General features: G+C 53.2%; 14 protein-coding genes. 6 read left to right on the top strand and 8 right to left on the bottom strand.

Annotation, left to right across the window (positions count from 1 at the left end; all coding sequences use genetic code 11):
- The first annotated feature begins 587 nt into the window (after positions 1 to 587).
- Positions 588 to 1,163, top strand: a complete 576-nt coding sequence (locus V2L32_RS19335; protein ID WP_331234224.1) for a hypothetical protein — start codon at positions 588 to 590, stop codon at positions 1,161 to 1,163.
- 47 nt (positions 1,164 to 1,210) lie between these two features.
- Here V2L32_RS19335 and V2L32_RS19330 read toward each other — a convergent pair whose 3' ends face one another.
- Complete coding sequence (locus V2L32_RS19330; protein ID WP_331234223.1) at positions 1,211 to 2,485, bottom strand: hypothetical protein; 1,275 nt, start codon at positions 2,483 to 2,485, stop codon at positions 1,211 to 1,213.
- A gap of 187 nt (positions 2,486 to 2,672) precedes the next feature.
- Between V2L32_RS19330 and V2L32_RS19325 the strand changes: the two genes are divergently transcribed.
- The 3 genes from V2L32_RS19325 (at position 2,673) to V2L32_RS19315 (ending at position 7,366) form a co-directional block, all read left to right on the top strand.
- Complete coding sequence (locus V2L32_RS19325; protein ID WP_331234222.1) at positions 2,673 to 4,544, top strand: asparagine synthase-related protein; 1,872 nt, start codon at positions 2,673 to 2,675, stop codon at positions 4,542 to 4,544.
- Positions 4,545 to 4,937: 393 nt separating this feature from the next.
- Positions 4,938 to 5,852, top strand: a complete 915-nt coding sequence (locus tag V2L32_RS19320) for a sugar-transfer associated ATP-grasp domain-containing protein (RefSeq protein ID WP_331234221.1) — start codon at positions 4,938 to 4,940, stop codon at positions 5,850 to 5,852.
- Positions 5,853 to 6,271: 419 nt separating this feature from the next.
- Positions 6,272 to 7,366, top strand: coding sequence for a sugar-transfer associated ATP-grasp domain-containing protein (locus V2L32_RS19315; protein WP_331234220.1), 1,095 nt, complete (start codon positions 6,272 to 6,274; stop codon positions 7,364 to 7,366).
- Between the two features lie 303 nt (positions 7,367 to 7,669).
- On the opposite strand, the gene V2L32_RS19310 is transcribed toward V2L32_RS19315, so the two are convergent.
- Together V2L32_RS19310 and V2L32_RS19305 are read right to left on the bottom strand one after the other, a co-directional pair.
- A complete protein-coding gene (locus tag V2L32_RS19310) occupies positions 7,670 to 9,100 on the bottom strand; it encodes an oligosaccharide flippase family protein (protein ID WP_331234219.1) in 1,431 nt (476 codons plus the stop codon).
- Positions 9,097 to 9,237 (bottom strand): hypothetical protein, encoded by a 141-nt coding sequence (locus V2L32_RS19305; protein WP_331234218.1) that lies wholly within the window; start codon positions 9,235 to 9,237, stop codon positions 9,097 to 9,099. The genes V2L32_RS19310 and V2L32_RS19305 overlap by 4 nt, the downstream gene beginning before the upstream one ends.
- A gap of 331 nt (positions 9,238 to 9,568) precedes the next feature.
- Here V2L32_RS19305 and V2L32_RS19300 point away from each other — a divergent pair, with 331 nt between their 5' ends.
- On the top strand, positions 9,569 to 11,086 hold the full coding sequence (locus tag V2L32_RS19300; RefSeq protein WP_331234216.1) for an O-antigen polymerase: 1,518 nt from the start codon (positions 9,569 to 9,571) through the stop codon (positions 11,084 to 11,086).
- Between the two features lie 418 nt (positions 11,087 to 11,504).
- Here the strand turns inward: V2L32_RS19300 and V2L32_RS19295 are convergent, their stop codons facing one another.
- The 3 genes from V2L32_RS19295 to V2L32_RS19285 all read right to left on the bottom strand — a co-directional run bounded on the left by V2L32_RS19295 (position 11,505) and on the right by V2L32_RS19285 (position 15,675).
- On the bottom strand, positions 11,505 to 12,686 hold the full coding sequence (locus V2L32_RS19295) for a glycosyltransferase family 4 protein (RefSeq protein WP_331234215.1): 1,182 nt from the start codon (positions 12,684 to 12,686) through the stop codon (positions 11,505 to 11,507).
- A complete protein-coding gene (locus V2L32_RS19290) occupies positions 12,683 to 13,813 on the bottom strand; it encodes a glycosyltransferase family 4 protein (protein ID WP_331234214.1) in 1,131 nt (376 codons plus the stop codon). The genes V2L32_RS19295 and V2L32_RS19290 overlap by 4 nt, the downstream gene beginning before the upstream one ends.
- Before the next feature lie 149 nt (positions 13,814 to 13,962).
- Positions 13,963 to 15,675, bottom strand: coding sequence for a hypothetical protein (locus tag V2L32_RS19285; RefSeq protein WP_331234213.1), 1,713 nt, complete (start codon positions 15,673 to 15,675; stop codon positions 13,963 to 13,965).
- A 293-nt stretch (positions 15,676 to 15,968) separates the two neighbouring features.
- Between V2L32_RS19285 and V2L32_RS19280 the strand changes: the two genes are divergently transcribed.
- Positions 15,969 to 16,442: a CHRD domain-containing protein gene (locus tag V2L32_RS19280; RefSeq protein WP_331234212.1), complete on the top strand. Its 474-nt coding sequence runs from the start codon at positions 15,969 to 15,971 to the stop codon at positions 16,440 to 16,442.
- Between the two features lie 181 nt (positions 16,443 to 16,623).
- Here the strand turns inward: V2L32_RS19280 and V2L32_RS19275 are convergent, their stop codons facing one another.
- Positions 16,624 to 17,475: a hypothetical protein gene (locus V2L32_RS19275; protein WP_331234211.1), complete on the bottom strand. Its 852-nt coding sequence runs from the start codon at positions 17,473 to 17,475 to the stop codon at positions 16,624 to 16,626.
- Complete coding sequence (locus tag V2L32_RS19270; protein ID WP_331234210.1) at positions 17,468 to 17,998, bottom strand: DUF302 domain-containing protein; 531 nt, start codon at positions 17,996 to 17,998, stop codon at positions 17,468 to 17,470. Before V2L32_RS19270 ends, V2L32_RS19275 begins: the two co-directional genes overlap by 8 nt.
- Positions 17,999 to 18,007 lie beyond the last annotated feature (9 nt).

Below are 18,007 nucleotides of genomic sequence, written 5' to 3'. Positions count from 1 at the left end.
CCGTTGGTTCCAACAGTAACCTTGTAATAGGCGGTAACGAAATAATCGTCATGTCCTTGGATGAGGCGGATTTGCGGGAAATCGATCTCGAGCTTTTGAGTTATCTACGAGAGGGACGCGTTACTCCGGTTTACGTTCGTGAACGCATGATCGATGAGGGTACCCGTGAGGTGACGAGCGCGTATATTCAACAGCGCCTCACGCGATTCGTAGAGCACGATCACGCGAGGAATCTATACGACACAGGGCTTTACGAATTGATCTCAGACCCGTCCAGATAGCTATACTATCGATTCATCGAGTTAGGTTCGAACCGCAAGTGGGATGCTTCGAGACCTTCTCGAATTCGGTCGCGGCACTCGAGATCATCGAGGTTTGGGGATCATGGTTTTTCCGTGATCTAAGGCCACTACATTGTCCTCAGAAAGACTTTATATCTGATTTCACATGCGAGTATGGACTGGAGTACGATCTCGACCGAACATATGGCGATCTCATCACCACGGTACCGTTATTTCTGGACCGACCGGTGGTTCTCACACCGATAACTCGGTTCGACTCTTCGCCGGGACAGCGCACGCTCTCTGATGTGTGGCATCGTCGGCTACATCGGTGGGTCAGACGGGCCAGCGGTCATCGATGCCTTGCGAAGCGGTCTCTCCGGGCTCGACTATCGGGGGTACGATTCGGCGGGTGTCGCGCTCGTCGACGACGAGCTCACGGTGTTCGCCGTGGTCACCGGCGATGACGAACAGGCCCGGAAGACGATCGGGAACGTCCGGGAAATCCAGTCGCGTGGCGCCCCGGTCGTCGTGATCACTGACGGGGAGAGCGATGCCGTGGAGCACGGAGAGGACGTGTTGTGGATTCCTCCTCGTCAGTGTCGGTGCTGGCGAACGTCCAGCTCCAGCTGGTCTCGTCCTGCATCGCGAACAAACTCGATCGGATCCAGTTCACCATGGCCGAGGAAACGCGGTCGTGTGGCTAGCATCAGGATTCGACTCACACAGAGCTCGGTCCCTGTCACTTTCAGATCGATCACGAAGAGTGCGATCAGTCACGTCGCGTACCAGACCGGTTCGATGATGGGGTTCCGGTGGCCGGGTCTCGAGGTCTGTTTGGACACCGGTTTGCTCGCCGTCGGGCACCGCTGTGAACTCTGAGAGGGGTATCACGGTCAGGATCCCGAACCGGTCCTCACAGCTGGTGTTTACTTGCGATCGGTGAGGAGGGTTCTTGTCCACGCCTCGAAGAGGTCCTTCATCCACGCCATCCGCGGCTCCGCGGTCGCTCCGTAACAGAGCAGGCCGACAGTGGCGAAGAGGAACCGGTTGTCGTTGAAGTCGCCGGTTACCTGTGCGTTGAGAAGCATGTAGACGAACAGCGCGAGGACGGCGACGTACTCGGGATCCCGAGTGTCCAGGTAGCCAGTGACCGAGAGCCAGAGACCGACCACGATCGGTAGGAAGAAGAGCAGCAGGCCGATTAGACCGAGTTCGACGAGGAGTTCGAGGACGATGTTGTGCGGCCAGTGGATCGTCTGGTCGGTGAGCGGTCCCCAACTCCCCAGGCCGTGACCGGTGACCGTACGTCCCGAGCGCCAGGTCGCGTAAGCCGCCTCCCAGTTCGCAAGTCGGCCGGCGGTCGCCGGATCAGGGTTCGTGCTGAACGTCGCCCGGAACTTCTCGTAGACCCGGAGCGTGTGACCGTAGCGGTCGATGGCGATCACAATGATTCCGGCCCCGGCGACCCCCGGGATCACTCGTTCCAGGCGTCGGTGTACTGGGGTGAGCACGAGCGCCCCGATGGCGAGCAGGCCGACCGTGACCGTCGTGGAGGCTAGCGGTCCGCGCCCATCGAGGATCAACAGGGCGAAAACCATCGGGACGAACGCACAGATGGCGGCGATTGATCGGGGGAACGACCGCGAGACGAACAGGAGGTACCAGGCGGCGATCACCGCACCGAAGCCGATCATCCGGCCGAGGATGAGATAGGTCGTCCCGAACGGCTCGATCCTGACGGGGCCGTGGATGGTGAACGGGTAGATGGTTGCGGCGGCGGTGACGAGCGCGAGGACGAGCGTGGCCGCCAGGAACCGGCGGAGTCGGAGTCGGTCCGCCCCGACGATAAGGGCACAACCAACCAGCGAGAAAGCGGTAACGCTCGCGAGCCGCAAGGCCTTCTCCTGGACATAGATCTCGCTTAGGGTCCACAGGACGGTGAGGAGTGCGTACGCGAGAAAGAGACCGAATAGAGCGACGATTACTAGCGATTTCGATCGGAGGTCGACGCGCTTCGTGAGGAGCAGAGTGATCGCGAAGAGGCCGGAGAGAACCGCGAACGTTGCCGTGAGGTCGTAGGGAACCCACGTGAGATGCGGCGAGGCCTTGAAGACGCCCGCGAAGAGGAACAGGGCGAAGACGACCTCAAAGCTGAGGAGGTGAGCGAGGCCGTGTCGAAGCCGCCTGAGAGCGGGACGCACTCTATCAAGAAACGGATATATAATACAATACGTTTTCGGTCACTCTCGCAGTGGCCGATTCGTTCGCGTCTCTCGGCATGGCGGCGATCCGAGCATCCGGTTCGGTATCAACTGAATCACTCACCCCTCTGTATCGTCTAACTGCGTCTTCAGCAAGGTTTATGCACGGATCGAAAGGTGTGATCGTATGGTAGGTATCTGCGGAACGATCGGTAGCGACGCCGGATCAGACCGATCGTTCGGCGAGGCTCTCCGATGGTGGGACGACGAGATTGTGCGTCGGTACGACGACGACGCGCTCTCCGTTCACCTCTCGCGGCACGACTTCTACGATGGCGATCAGCCTGCCGAGGTCGACGGCGTGCGGCTTTGGGTCTGGGGTTCGATCGTCGGCTGTGACGGGCCGGAGGGATATACCCAGCGGCGGGATATCCACCCGGATTTGGCCGATGCGGCGTACTGCGCTCGGCTGTACGAGCAGTACGGTATCGAGTTCGTCGAGTATCTGAACGGCGAGTTCGTGATTCTCGTCTACGACGCGGCTGCGGGGACGGTGACGCTCTGTACGGACCGGCTCGGATCCCGGCCTGTCTTCTACGTGCGGACCTCGGACGGCGGGTTCGTGTTCTCCTCGCGGATCCAGTCACTCGCGCGCCATCCGGCCATCGAAACAGGGTTCGATCGGTATATCTACGAGTATTTCGCCTTCGAGCGAGTGCTCGGGACGCGGACGCCGCTTGAGGGGATCGAGAAACTCCCGCCGGCTTCGCGGACGGCGATCGACGTTTCGACTGGCGAGAGCGAGACGGCCGTCTACTGGCGACCGGAGTACCGCCCGCTGGACCGGCCCTATTCGTATTTCGTCCGTGAGTTCGCGGATCGTTTCGAGCGTGCTATCGCCGACCGTACTTCGGAAGACGCGGAGTACGGTGTGTTATTGAGTGGAGGAATCGACTCGCGATTGATTGCTGCTGCGACGCTCGGTTCGTCAGTGACGGGTTACCATATGAATGAGTGGGAGAACCGGGAAGCTGAGATCGCAAAAGAAATCGCGAGTTTGGCCGGACACGATTATAAGTTTCTCAAGCGTGACAAAGATTATCAGAAACGGGCACTCAGGCGCAATCCTTCTCACATGAGTTTCATCAGCTCATTTGATCAGGGGCAGGCGACGAACTTCAGAGACGAGATCGCGGACGAACTTGACGTCGTTATGAGTGGATTGTATAGTGACGTTCTCTATCAACATAATTATGTTCCAACCCGAAACATCGATATTCCAGTTCTTGGGGAAACGATTACTCTTCCGTTGTCACGAGGTCACGACAGTATCGACACGTATATCGACCTATTGCTTAACGGGCACTACACGCGCCCGGATAAGTCCATCCCTCCATTGTATATTGAGTCGCCTGTTTCCCTTGAAACAATACTCCGGAACGAAATTGGTCAAGGACGAAATGGGATCAGGAGTCATGGAGTACACTACCCGAGCCCTATTGAGCTTATCCGATCCAGCTACTACTATCCCATTACCAACGCTTGGTCGTACTTTTTCCATCAAAGCCTTGTACAAATGTTTCCTTATAGAAATCCATTTTTAGACATTCGCTTACTCCATTTACAACATAGAATGCCAATTAAGTACCACGCACGAACTAATATAGTCAACGACGCACTCTGCAAACTGAGCCCGAAACTCGCTTCGATTCCACACGCAAATAATGGTGTCAAACCATCACATCCGTTCTTGATTCGTCATTTTGGAACCTATGCATACAAATTCAATCAGCGATATCTCGGACGGGAAGAAAAACCGTCGGAACCCCATCATACTACCGGTTCGTGGACGGATGACAATGAACTCATTAGATCGACCGAGTTCATCCCCGGAACAATTAATGAACACAAAGAGTTAATTGAGGAAATCGATTGGCTACATTGGGAGAATGTACAAGAAACCTATAGACGGCATATGGAGGGAGAAAACAACCGGGGGGAGTTGTTCCCCCTTGTCACGTTTCTTGAGATGCCGATAACAACCCTTCTACTGAGTTGATCACTGAACGAAAGACCTTCGAACCTTGACCCTGGAACCGATTATAACTAACCAGAAAATATTATATATTTTATATATTAAACCAGATTGGGAATGTGATAAATAAGCTGACATTTATAGCGATACGAAGTTAAGAATCTTTAACTTTGACTAGGCAGGATCGTCGAACAGATGTCCTATCGAAGCTCAAAAGCATTTCGAATGCTAAAATCAGAAGGATTTACCTCTTTGGCTGTCGCTGCGGGAAAAAACGTCCCGCCCCATCCAGTCAACCGATGGTTCACGCTTGCGCACACAGAATATACGACGAAAGATCGATTTCCTATGTCGAAAGTACGTCGTCTATCGCTTTGGCGGCGTGGGTTTCTCAGCCAGAGCGACGCCCTCTACCAGTTGCAGGATGTCGATGATTCGGAATATCTCACGGATTACCAGCGATACGTCAAGACTCCTCGGATCAACGGTCAGTGGAGTATTGTTGTTGGAAACAAATTACTTTTTCATAACGCACTGTCCCAGTTCAACGAACACCTACCCGACCTCTACGGCTATCTCCGTTCTGGACGATTCCATCATGTTGACGCGATTGGGACGGGCACAAGTGATGCTACCGAGTGGATACTGAACCGGCTTCACTCAAACAAAAGGCTCGTCGCAAAGTACGTCAAAGGGGGTGGTGGATCACGCGTTTATATCCTTCAAAAAGTAGGTGCTGGCTACCTAATCAACGGTGATTTACATTCAAAACGTGAATTCATTGAGCACGTTCAGACCCTTGAGGAGTATATTATCACAGAATACGTTTCACAGGCAGACTACGCTAGAGACCTCTACCCTGAAACTCCTAATTCAATCCGCGTGCTAACGATGTACGATGAGAAAGCGGACGAACCCTTCTTCGCTGGTCAGATGCACCGGATGGGGACATCACTTTCCGGAGCGCTTGATAACTTTTCTCAGGGTGGTCTCTCGGCAGGTATTGATGCCAGGACGGGAGAGCTCTCTCAGGCCGTTCAGTTCCCATACAGTGGTGAACGAACCTGGTACGACGCTCACCCCGATACAGGCGCACAGATAACAGGGACTGTCATTCCTGGATGGAATCGTATCACGGATCGACTAATCGATATCGCTGCAGAACTCTCGCACATCCCGTATCTCGGCTGGGATCTCATAGTTACTGGGCCGGGTGAATTCAGGATTATTGAAGCGAATAACCATACTAACACCCGTTCTATCCAAGTACACGAACCACTCCTCAGAAACGATAGAGTACGACATTTCTACGAGTGTCACGGCGTAATTTAGCCAATTAAAAACACAAGCCAAATTATGTTTACTTATAAAATTAATTACTTTTTACCAATATTTTAAAGATCATATATTTTTGAAGATTTCCGATGACTGATCCCTTGTCCACCCAACACCCAAAATTTATTAGATCTTCAACAACAGTATTTATCCTTCTCATTGGCAAACATCTCAAGCGCCTTAGTGATAACTAGATGACGAAATTCATTCTGCCACAATTAAGAAAGCGCTTCATTTTTGTATTGAGCACATAATCATACTTAGCACAATTGAAAATTTACTACACAAACTGCCGGCCAGACTGTGTGAAAAGCCATTAGAAATTTTGATAACTAAATTATATATCAACGGTCCCACCCCGTCAAACCGGAATGACTTTCCGGAACATAAATACGGTTTGGCATTCGACAGTCGGCATGATTTCCGGTGCGGACATCGTATCCCTCTCATGGAATGGGGCGAAAACTGCCCAGCGAAAGGCACTAGGATGGACAGACTTGGCAATGAAAGAAAAGGAAGTAAAGTTTAGAGACGACATCCCGTTAAAAAAGCGTCTCTCCTTCTATCGGAATGGATTTGCTACATCCTCAGGCATTCTTTATAACTTCGATAAGTACAGTTTTGAGGATTACCTAAACGACGTTAATATGCGCCATCGGAAACGGGCAAATGGGCATGAACAAGCGTTTCCAACTCGAAAATATCCGTTTCATCTGTTAATGGAGAGCTCCCATCCAGAGTATCTTCCCGAACTCTATGGTTTGGTCACTAAGGGAAAGGCCTATACCAAGGATTTAGTCCTCAAAAATGAGGACGCCGAGGACTGGCTCCGGCGGAAATTGAAAGTACATGGAAAGATAGTTATTAAACCAGAGAATGGGAACGGAGGGGTCGGCGTCTATGTCCTCGTATGGAACGGAAGCGACGTATCAATCACCGGTGGTCCTGAAACCATTGGGGATCTTATGTCTAAGATTGGAGATAGCGTCTATATCGCTGTTGAGTTCGTTGAGCAGGCTGATTATGCAGCGTCGATCTATCCCGACTCGGTGAACACGATCCGATTGATCACACTCTGGGATTATGACCTAGACGAACCATACGTCGCCGATGCGATCCATCGATTTGGAAACGACGGGTCGGCACCAGTCGACAACTGGGATAGTGGCGGACTTTCCGTCGGGGTTGATTTGGACAGTGGCACGCTTTTACAGGCTGTCCGATTCCCTGAATCAACCGTCGTTGAGTGGTATCGAGAACACCCCAATACGGGCGCGGAAATTGAGGGAATAAAAATACCGCAGTGGGACAGGATTTGTACCGCCTGTTGCGAAATGGCAGAAACCTTCTGGTACGTTCCCATGAATGCCTGGGATATCGTGCTATCTCATGGGAACATCAAGGTGATCGAAGGAAACTCACGGCCCACAATCGAAATGATGCAGGTACATCGCCCTTTCTTAGCTGATAAACGAACGCGAAGATTCTTCGAATATCACGACGCTTTCTGAGACCTACGCACCGATCAACGCAACACGCGGCGACTGTAGCAGGCGTACGGAACTAACGATACCCTTGAGATCGGGGCTTATTAAGTATGCATTGCGCTGCAACGTATACTACCATAAGTGCGATTACAGCCACTATTCCATCTTGATTATATAAATGAAAGGAAATAAGGTCGTTTGCGACTGTTAAACGACGAATGACCCTTAAAAATAATAGGATATCACAATAGACGGAGAAGGATTGGAAGGAGGGTTCGGAGTGGACCGATGACGATCTGCCCTATAACTTCGAATGTTGATGCGTGGTTACCGAACGACTTGCTTGATCAACCGCTGCTCCTCCCCCGTCAACCCACCGAGCGCGACGAAAACTCCGAAATATACTGGTGGAGCGGTCAAGACCACGACTGGCCAGGGCAATGGCAGTAGAATGAAGACGACAAGCATTACAGCGGCGGCGAAGACCATCAGTCCGATCTCAGACCACTGGGGGACGACGCGGAACTCATACTGCCAGAGCGACGCAGTCAGCAGCGCGACGCCCGAAAACGAAATGAGCGTGGCGAGCGCCGCGCCGATGATCCCGACAATCGGGATCAACACCACATTCAGTGGTACGTTCACGACCGCTGCACCAAACTGGATCAAGGCCGGGATCCGAGATGTTCCCTTCGCGTAGAACATTTTACTGTAAAACAATCCGATCCCACGAATGAGCAACGCCGAGGCGATGAGGATCAGCGGAAGGGAGCCGGCCTCAGCGATCTCGTCGGTTGAGAGCAGCGCCATCACCTCTTCCCCCACCAGTGCGAATCCGGCGATCGACGGGATACCGATCAGCAATGCGTAGCGTATCCCGCGCAGGAGGTACTCCCGGATCCGGTCCTGGTCCCCGCGAGTCCAGAGCTGTGAAAACTCCGGGAAGAACGAGATACTGATCGGTTGGTAGAAGAGCTTAATCAATTGGCCAACGGAATAGGCTACGGAGTAGATGCCGACTGCAGACGCGCCGAGAAAAAAGCCGATCAGCACACGATCGGTCTTATAGAGCAAGGAGCCTGAGACTGTGTTACCCATCGCACCGAGTGAGAAGCGTGTGCAGTCGACCACGTGGGCCGATGTCGGCACTCCGATCCCACCTCGGTGAGTAATGTCCCCGACCATCGACAGCGTCATTAAGAGATGGATGCCGACGAACGTGCCAAATGCGAGTTCAACACCCCCACCTAAGACGAGAACCGTGACGGCCACCGCGCCAACCGAGAGGTAAACATCCATCGCCTCAATGAGCGAGAAGGTCTTGACGCGTTGGGTAGCCTGATAGTGCGATCGTGAGAGTTGGAATAGCGAATGAACGATGACGTAAGCACCGCCAATCGCGAAAAGGGTGGTGTACGCCGTCGTCTGGAGCGTGTAGCGAGCGAGTAATTCCGACATAACGACGACAAGCGCCCCGCCGGCGGTCGCAACGGTCAGCGTGCTCGCTAACAATGAGCCGAACAGCCGCCCCTCTTCGTCCGTCTCGTGGATGTATCGAACGTAGCCCGTGTCGTAACCGAGCAAACAGACCAGCGCGACGAGCGTCGCGATCGCGTTGACCTGAACGAAGGCGCCGTAATCAGAAACCCCAAGAGAGATAGTCAGCAGGGGGATGAAAACGAGCCCGCGGACCTTCATCGAGGCCTTGAAGATCGCCGTTGTGAGAATGTCCGTCGAGATCTTCGAGGCAAGTGTCATTTATTATCCTCGCCAAACTCGCTATCGGCGATGATGAGCGATCTATGACTCTCGAAACGCCTGGAGAGCATGACCTCAACCAGCGTCGCGACGATGGCGACCACGATCGCTCCAACAAAGGTAAAAACTGCGGACATTATGCTGTGTGATTTTCTACCCAATAATAACCGTTCCGAGATTAGCCTTCGGGTCGTGATTGAGTAACCTAAAAATTGCCGACGATAGTGAACGTAAGGACTAAGAAGTCACGAATCACGCCCATGAGAACAAGGCTATGCAGCTCTGAGTCCCCAACCATCAAGATACCGGCAAATCCAAATTATTTTGTACTATTATTTAATTAATTTAAATTAAATGCGCCCCCACTAACTCCAAAAATAGGTATGTTCTGTACAGTCACTTCAAATGGCCAACTAATTAATTCTAAATCCGTAGTTTTATTTTCATGTGGGACGTTAAACGCTACGAATGAGGCTAGGGAGCTTTGAGCGTCTCACTGCGTTAGGTTTCTCCGCACTTGCTTTCGTTGTCATAATCCTTGCGGGTGTATGGGCGTTTATTACGACCAATTCACTGTTACCACTGCTGATCGGTAGTTGGTTCGCACTTTGTCTTGTGCCGATCCTTATTGCCGGCTATCGCGGCGAGCTCAATATTTTCGAGCCGATTATATTCCATTGTGCCTTCGGTCTGATGATCGGTGCAGCCCTGCTTGAACGTTCGTACTTTTCCAATCGAGAGTTCAGACATGAGATCATTAGTCACTCGTTCGAGACAGGTATGACGATCGTTTCGGCCGTACTCGTCGCTATGCTCGCAGCGACTCTTGTAGGATATTATCTTCTCGGTCCCCGGGTCCCGTCCATCACTGACTCCCTTTCGATTCATAGTCATCTCCCCGATCTCCTGGCGATTTCTGGTAGTGTATATCGGAAAATTTCGATCTTCTACTTTATTATCGGATTCGGTTCGTTGATAGGTGTCCTCCTGTTCGTCTTTCCGGAACCAAACCCATTCTACATGTTCCAGACCAACACACCCAGAAGCGAGGTGTTCAGTGGGTCGAACATCTTCGTGATGGGTGCCCGTTCGCTCTATATCGGGTACCTGCTGTGGATCTGTGGTGCGCTTGCTGAAAGACGGGCTCCGAATCCAATTGAGATCTTGGGAGTCGTACCTATTGTCGGTTTATTTTTACTCCTCGGGGGACGGGGTAGAGCACTCGGCGTTCTGATTTTAGTATTCATAGTATTATATCTCGTCTTTGTTGAAGAACTCATTGATCTTCATCGAGGTATTCTCGCTCGACTTTCCGGATCGATACCTCCAGCGGTCGTACTTCTCGGTCTTCCCTTGATCAGTATCGGTATTGCTATTGGTGTTGTTCTGCTGCGGTCCCTTCGATTAGGTCAGAATTTTTCCGAAGCCCTTCTCGGTGTTGATTCCTTGTCTATCGCATCAGCAGGCGTTCACAACGATCAGTTCGATAATTTCCTCGCACTGACGGAGATAGTCCCAGAGCAGATCGGATATCAATTCGGAGCGTTCTATGCCCGTGTTCCCCTCAATTTCATTCCTCGAGCTATTTGGCCGGACAAGCCCGTCCTTACTCCTGGCGGAGTTCTCCGTCGAGAGTTACTACCGGATGCAGCCGGAGGAAGGCATCCAGGAACAATGGGCGACTATTATATCAATTTTGGATATCCTGGAATTTTACTAATAAGTCTCATTTATGGTGCTCTACTTAGATTACTCTACAGACTAATCGATAGGAATCCAGTTAGCCCACTGTCTATCTTGTTTTTTGCCCTCTTTCTTAGTGGAATTGGAAACTCAGGTTTGACGAATAATGCCTTACAGGCACTCATGAGTGATCTGATTATTTTGACGCCTGCTTTGACCATTCTTCTATTAATAGCGTACCGAAATAGCAATAGTGACATATTAAATCAACAAGAGATGGGACCGCTAGGTGTTGAAAAGTAATGCCTTCTCAAATTCTGGACTCACCAGGTATTGTTCGAGATCGCGACTGTTTGGTAATCATCCTCTAGAAATAGTTCGACCAATGTCGGTGTTTCTGGGTCAAACTGCTTCGTCCCTGCGCGTGTATCGTGGTCGCTTGTATACTTAGGGATTAGCGTCGCCAATCGGAGTGTGGCTGTCCCTCTAGACAACAGCATCTGCCAGTTTTGGCTGGCACAACCTTTGGACCCGACGCTAATCCCTAACTGTCCCGTGAACATCGACGCATGAGACGAGAGAGTTCACTGACCTGTGGTGAACGCGTTCGTGAATCGCGTGCCCCCTGAAGCTTTCCTATTGAGATTTAGCATCACTTCTGGATCGTACGCGTTCGTTACGCGAGTGGTGTTTATCTTGATCAGGAGATCGTTCGGTCGATTCATCCCTTTGACCTCTCTATTCTCTGGAGAAACATCTCATACCGGTCGACGTAGCCTTTAAGAGAAAAACTTTTAGTGACATGATCGCGTCCTCGGGCACCCATTTCTTTTCGTACTTCTCTGTTCTCAAGTATATGCGTTACTGCTTCGACTAGCTCAGATGTCTCCCCCGGTTGAACTAGTATCCCAGTCTTTCCATTAATCACCACTTCCGATGTCCCTCCGACGTCCGTAGCTACAACGGGTAACCCGGTCGACAGTGCTTCTCGAACCGAGCCCGGAATCCCCTCGTTGTGTGAGGGGAGTACGAACAGATCGAGCGAGTTCAGATACGCCGGCATTTCTTCGACCCACCCGAGGAAGTGTACTCTGTCTTCGATGCCTGCGCCCTTTACCCGGCGTCGTAACCTCCGTTCGTAGGTACTGTCCCCGTCGCGAGGTGTATCCCCTGCAATATAGAAATGTACGTCGCTGCGTCGCTCTATGATCTGCTCGGCACAATCGATAAACTGATCGAGCCCTTTCCGCGGAACCAGTAGTGCTGCGGTGCCGACACGAAACACTTCGCTACCGTTAGCATCGTCTGAGGACGGCTTGAATTCCTCGGTATCGATCCCCTTGTAGAATATTACGAACTTCTCTTTGTAGCGGGAGAGCTGACGGTCGCTGAATACGTCCATCGCTTGCGCCTCGGATTCGATAAAAACGTAATCCGAGGCGAACAGCGCGATTGAGTTCAATCGCCTCATCAGCCCGGTCGATCGCTCGCCGAGTCCGATGTTCCATATCGTCGGTGTTCGTGAGAAAAGCACGTAGGGAAGTATCGTCAAGAGTGCCCTGATGTTCTGACACCAGATCACGTCCGCCGAGGACAGAAGCGATCGAGCGGAGAGAACGAACTGGCCGATTCGAAGGCCCAAGAGTGGGAGTTTGTACGTGGGCTGATCGAGAAGTGATTTGTTGTACGAGTCGAGTATTCCGCGAAATGGCACGATACGTACGGGAATTTTGTGTCGTTGAGCGCGCTTGCAAAACTCGTCTTCGTACTGTGCGAGAACGATCGGATCGAATCGCTCGGTATCGAGGTTCTTCAACAAGCGGAGAAGCATCTGGGACCCGCCACCGAATGAGTCGTGTGAGATGTGAAAGAACACGACACGAATCTGACCGTCATCGCTCATCGCTTCTCACGTCGAACCAGCCGCTCTAACGCCTCTGTCGCACCATCGACCGTCGACTCCCAGGTGAACTGTTCTTCGACCATTTCCCGTCCCTTGATTCCCAGATCGTTTCGAAGCTCCTCATCCGAGAGTAGCTCGTCGAGACCTTCGGCGAGCGAATCGATATCGCCGACTGGTGCTGTCTTGCCGAGGTCTTTGATCAACGAGGTGACCTGGTAGAGTTCGCTCGTGACGTACGGCTTCTCGGACGCCATCGCCTCGAGCAGCACCCGAGGTGACCCTGCCTCTGCTTCGCTCGGCAGGATAACCACGTCACACGAACGATATAGTTTCGGCATTTCGTCGTAATCGACGTTCCCGAGGAACACGACGTGATCTTCGATTCCCTCTCTACGGATGTACCCTTCGAGGTTTTCTCGGAGCGGTCCCTCACCGCAGAGGTAGAGAACTACACTGGGATGGTCGTCAATAACCCCTTCGATCGCCTCTATCGCGTCTTTTGGTCGTTTCCCTTCGACCAATCGAACCACACAGAGAACGGAGGGCCGGTCAGGATCGATCTCCGCGCTTCGCTCACCGTTCGATGTAAAGCGCTGTTGATCGATCCCGTTCGCGACGATCTCGATATCGCTCTTCACGCCAAATTTCCGGGCGCGTCGCATCCCCTCTTCGGTGTAACAGAACACGAGGTCTCCCGAGTTGAACGTCCATATACCTGCGGTGCGGAGGTAGAGACCGAAGATCGCTCGAGGAGCGTTTTGTGAGTAGAGACCGTGGTTCGTGATCGCGAGTGGAGGTGACCCGAGACGTCGACGGAGAGCGGCTAAATTCGTCGAGAAGTACATATGTGAGTGCGCGTGAATCACGTCATAACCGTACTCGTTCCACAGGGTTCGCGCTAACGGTAATGAGATGTCGTTCCCAAGAGGGCTAACAGTGGCAGGGTGCTTTACCAGCGTGTAGCCGGCTTTGTTTTGGTGACTTACCTCTTCTACCTCGTCTGAAACAGTTAGCACTGTTACGTTGTGACCCATCGCAGCCTGATCGCGACTCATTGCGTGGACGTGGTACGGGCCGCCACCAGTAACTTCAGGATATACCTTTTGTGCGACTCGAAGTATTTTCATGGATGTATTTTAATGTACCCGAAACGACTTTTTTGAACGAAGGTCTTTTGTGACGCGATGAGACGTACTGTAATCACTGTATCACCTCATCACTCACAGAGGATTATACCTATATCGAAGAATAGCGCTCGTAAAGTGTAAAACGGAAATCACTCAAGATCAATGCCGTATAGATTTATCCGCGCGGTCATATTTTGCTCAGTCCAAATCCTGAGGGCCCTCGCGAGATTTACGGCTTGAGCTATGTTTCCATTCACCATTACTTCATCATCGGATACGGTAGAGAGATTGAACGAGCTACTGATCGTGTTTCTATTGTGTGGGGCAGTCGGGTCGTGACGGATCGCTACCTGTCCCGCGAGACGTACTGCCCCTCCTCGACCGCCAGCAGTGAGGACCGCGAGCGTCCACTCGGATTCACCGGATGTTGTAGTGATCTCTGTCCCTTCGAAAGATCGGTATTCGTAAACATCGTCTTCGATGTTACCTACACGCATATATACGGGAACGGTCCCTGTTTGTGGCGAAAAATTCGCTTCGATCGCGTACGTATCGTATATGGATCCGATATCCGCCTCGTAGTCGATAGGCGTACTTCGATTATCGTCGATATAGGTGTCGATCAACTCCTTGGTTGCTCTGTCGAGTTCGTCGTCATCGTCTCCAACCACCTCCCCAAACTCCACCCACTCGTCACCGTCCCACGAGTAATACTGCCCTTCGGAGAACCCCTGTTGCCCTGCATACCGTCCCGAGACCTCGTCGATCTCGTCCGAAAACAGTACCCCGTTGTTGAGATACGTGCTCGGTTCGGTCTGGAAAAAGGGTGGTCGGTCGCCGATGTACTGGTGGGTCCCCAAGTTCACCTCGAAGTTATCGGAGTTGTTCGAGAGGTCGAACAGTCCAGTATCACTCACGCGGTCGTATCCACGGAAGGTACAGTGATCGACTTCGCAGTAGTTGTTGTTTCCGCTCTCGATCGCGGCGTGCGTCTCTGCACCGTCGTCGAGTCGCCCGCCGTGGATGTAGCAGTTGTGCAGTTTCGCACCCAGCGCGTTGATCCCCAACAACACGTCTCTGGGGTTCGTCTGTTGCGTCCCGTTTAACTCGATGTACGCGTTGTGTACGCCCATCGCCCCGGCGCTCTCCAGATGCACTCCGTAATCGCGATTGTTCTGATAGGCACCCCCAAGGATCGTTCCGGCGTACCCACCCATCCGGATCCCGACCTCACACCGCGTCGCCGAACACCGACTCAACACCCAGCCGTGTGGCAGGGTGTTGGGATTCAGGTCGATCCCGTAGCCGCCACACGCCCAGGCGTAGACGTTCTCCAGGTAGCCCGCGTGTAGACCCCCGCTGGATTCCTCGTTGACGGTCCGTAAACCGTCGCCGGCCATGTCGCGCATGATGAGGTTCCGACCGTTGAACAGCGTCAGGCCGTCGACGACGATTCCGTGTCTGCCACCTCGAAGATAGAGATTCGACATATTGATCCGCTGGAAGAAGTTCACGTCGTTTGGGTTCACGATGTGAAAGAGGTCGACGCTCGGATCGGTCGTGTGGACCCGGCTTCGCGTTAACGACGTTCCTCGAATGTCGACGTACTTCTCGATCCTGACCGGAAAGTCCTCCTGAGAGCTATCGTACGTCCCGTCGACGATAATCCCACCGCTTCCCTCGCGTCGATCGGTTCCTCCCTCCGGCAGATCGTCGTGGGCTTCCTGGATCGTCGAGAAATCGGCGCCGCTCGCCTCGCCGACCACCCGAACGTCACCACCCTCGACCGTCTGTATACTGTTCTGCATCCACTCGTCGTCCGTCCCAGAGGTCGCAAACGCACCACCGACGGTCGACGCCATGAACGTTCTTCGAAACACGCTATACGGTACTCCGAGTGTTGACGGATATATTTATCTATCAAGAGATGTAGAAATCTCTACGAAGTGGGAATCATTAATCCACAATAAAATTTGACCTCCTGATATTTTTGCGCCCTGATGTAGAGTGAGCTGAGAAAAAGCTCGACAGGTAGGTTAATGTAGGAAATGACCAACATATACTCAGAAGATGGTCCACTGCCGAATCCACAGGGTCTTCAGACCGACGAACTGTATCGTCCGACGGACCGCGACTGGAGACGTGAGTACGTAGGATGTCGGCACTCGACGACCGTGGCTTTCCGGGGAAGTTCGAGGCGGACGTTTCCGGTCCGGGCGGCGCCCGGGGATACGCACTGATCGCGATCGACGATGACCTCACGGAGATGGGCGTCGAACTCCACGTCGAGGGGGTCAGCCAGCCGACCCAGGCGACGATCCATCTCACGAGGGGGGGTAGTACGGGGCCGATCGTGGTCTGGCTCTATCCTACAGACCGATCACCCCGCGTAAAGCCTGGAGTGGCGGATGACGGGGAGTCCGTGGCCGACGTCTACAACGGGTTCCTCGGAAAGCGTGTTATCGGCGAAGACGAACTCGTCGGCCCACTGGGTAACGCGCCGCTCGAAGAGCTCGTCGAGTTGATGCTCGATGGAAACGCGTCTATCGAGGTATACTCGGCGAACGTCGGTATCGAAAACGCTGCTGGCGAGATGAGCGGACAGATCGAACCCGACTTCGACCCGTAGTGCTACCCTCTCTCTTTCGGTTTCCCTATCGATTACTAGAGTACGTCTGGACCCTACATCGGGGCTCTTTCGGACTCTAACTTCGATTCCGAGGAGCGTTCTGGGGCGTATCGTACGGTAGACCGACCTGCCCCCTTGGAGGCTCTCTCACGTTTCCGTTCGGTATCGTGTGTTTCGTCCTTTAGGTTCGAATTTGACCGATGAGCTCGTCCAACCGCTCTGATAGGAGTTCGGCCGTCTCATCGTCGTCGATTTTGTGACGGGTGAAGAGATATTTGGGGTCCGTGTAGGAGAGGAACGCCTCGTCCGAATCCGCCTCGTAGATAACGATACGGTGTGGGATGTCAATCCCGGCACTCCAACCGTTTTGTAGCAGCTGTGTATCTACGCGGGCGATGTGGAACACGACCGTCGCCGTCCCGTGGACTCGATCGCTGATCGATACGGCGTGATGCAGGACCTCTTCGTCGGAGATAGCGTCCTCTACCTCTGAGACGATGTCGGCGACTCGACCGTCTACTGAAACGGTCACGACTCCAGTGGGGGCGTCGTCAGCCGTCTCATCATCGACGTCAAACTCCTCGTCCGCTTCGTCATCAGCTGAATCGTCGTCTGCTGGGTCTTCGTCGTCGGTCGGTTCGTCTTCCGCTTGGTCTTCGTCGACCTGCTCATCCGTTTCATCCTCAGTGGGGTCGTCATCTTCATCATCGACAGCATTATCGTCATCAAGTGGATCATCGCCCACGTCAGTACCTTCGTCCTCGCCATCGTCATCGTCGGTTTCTACCTCGTCATCCTCGACCGGATCGTCATCGAGTGGGTCATCATCAGGCCCGTCCTCGTCCCCCTCCTCTACGTCGTCTTCGCCTTCGCCGTCGTCCGGTGGCTCGTCTTGCTCGTCGGCACAGCCAGCAAGACCAGCCACGGCACCGATCCCGATCAGTTCGGGAAATTTCCGTCTCAACCCGTTCGAGCGTTCTTCAGTCTCCGTCTCGTCGTCGTTCGAGAGATTCCTTTGCGGCTGCTCACTCATTGACAGTCTCCACTATTTCGGTTAGTCGGTCGTCCATCGTCTGTATCGCATCCATTCCCTCAGTGAGCCCGTGACGAGCGGCAACGTACTCCGGGGTGTTGTGGACCATCTCCACACCGTTATCCTCGTGGTCGTAGACGAGGATCACAGGTGGAACGTCGAGACCGACGGTCGGGGCTGTTTCACCCAGCTCCGATTCGACCTTAGGCATCCCTACCAGAAACACTCGTACCTCCCGAAGTGGTTCGTCGACACCAGCGGCGAACTCCGTATGGTCGACGTAGTGGATCTCTTCGGCCCCCTCGACGTCACGAATCGCTTGGCGGAGCCGTGATATCGTCTCGTTTACGTTATATGCCGATGATGTAATCACGAGCCCAGCCTCCTCGGCCTCTTCGTCACTCAACGGCAGAGTTGCGTACTCCGCGTTCGCAGTCACAGGAGTAGCACTCGCGCCGATCGCCGCCGTCGACAACGCTGCCATCAGCGCCCGTCGACCAAGTCCACGACTGGATATCTGCATGCTCACACG

The sequence above is a fragment of the Halalkalicoccus sp. CGA53 genome (assembly GCF_036429475.1).
GTDB classification, from domain to species: Archaea; Halobacteriota; Halobacteria; order Halobacteriales; family Halalkalicoccaceae; genus Natronorarus; species Natronorarus salvus.
This window is presented reverse-complemented; position numbering and strand designations above follow the sequence as displayed.

Excerpts from the sequence above, each read along its gene's own strand:
- V2L32_RS19305 (WP_331234218.1), bottom strand. The coding sequence starts at position 9,237 with ATGTCCGCAGTTTTTACCTTTGTTGGAGCGATCGTGGTCGCCATCGTC.
- V2L32_RS19275 (WP_331234211.1), bottom strand. The coding sequence starts at position 17,475 with ATGAGTGAGCAGCCGCAAAGGAATCTCTCGAACGACGACGAGACGGAG.
- V2L32_RS19325 (WP_331234222.1), top strand. The coding sequence starts at position 2,673 with ATGGTAGGTATCTGCGGAACGATCGGTAGCGACGCCGGATCAGACCGA.
- V2L32_RS19290 (WP_331234214.1), bottom strand. The coding sequence starts at position 13,813 with ATGAAAATACTTCGAGTCGCACAAAAGGTATATCCTGAAGTTACTGGT.
- V2L32_RS19315 (WP_331234220.1), top strand. The coding sequence starts at position 6,272 with ATGATTTCCGGTGCGGACATCGTATCCCTCTCATGGAATGGGGCGAAA.
- V2L32_RS19280 (WP_331234212.1), top strand. The coding sequence starts at position 15,969 with ATGTCGGCACTCGACGACCGTGGCTTTCCGGGGAAGTTCGAGGCGGAC.
- V2L32_RS19270 (WP_331234210.1), bottom strand. The coding sequence starts at position 17,998 with ATGCAGATATCCAGTCGTGGACTTGGTCGACGGGCGCTGATGGCAGCG.
- V2L32_RS19285 (WP_331234213.1), bottom strand. The coding sequence starts at position 15,675 with ATGGCGTCGACCGTCGGTGGTGCGTTTGCGACCTCTGGGACGGACGAC.
- V2L32_RS19335 (WP_331234224.1), top strand. The coding sequence starts at position 588 with ATGTGTGGCATCGTCGGCTACATCGGTGGGTCAGACGGGCCAGCGGTC.
- V2L32_RS19310 (WP_331234219.1), bottom strand. The coding sequence starts at position 9,100 with ATGACACTTGCCTCGAAGATCTCGACGGACATTCTCACAACGGCGATC.
- V2L32_RS19300 (WP_331234216.1), top strand. The coding sequence starts at position 9,569 with ATGAGGCTAGGGAGCTTTGAGCGTCTCACTGCGTTAGGTTTCTCCGCA.
- V2L32_RS19295 (WP_331234215.1), bottom strand. The coding sequence starts at position 12,686 with ATGAGCGATGACGGTCAGATTCGTGTCGTGTTCTTTCACATCTCACAC.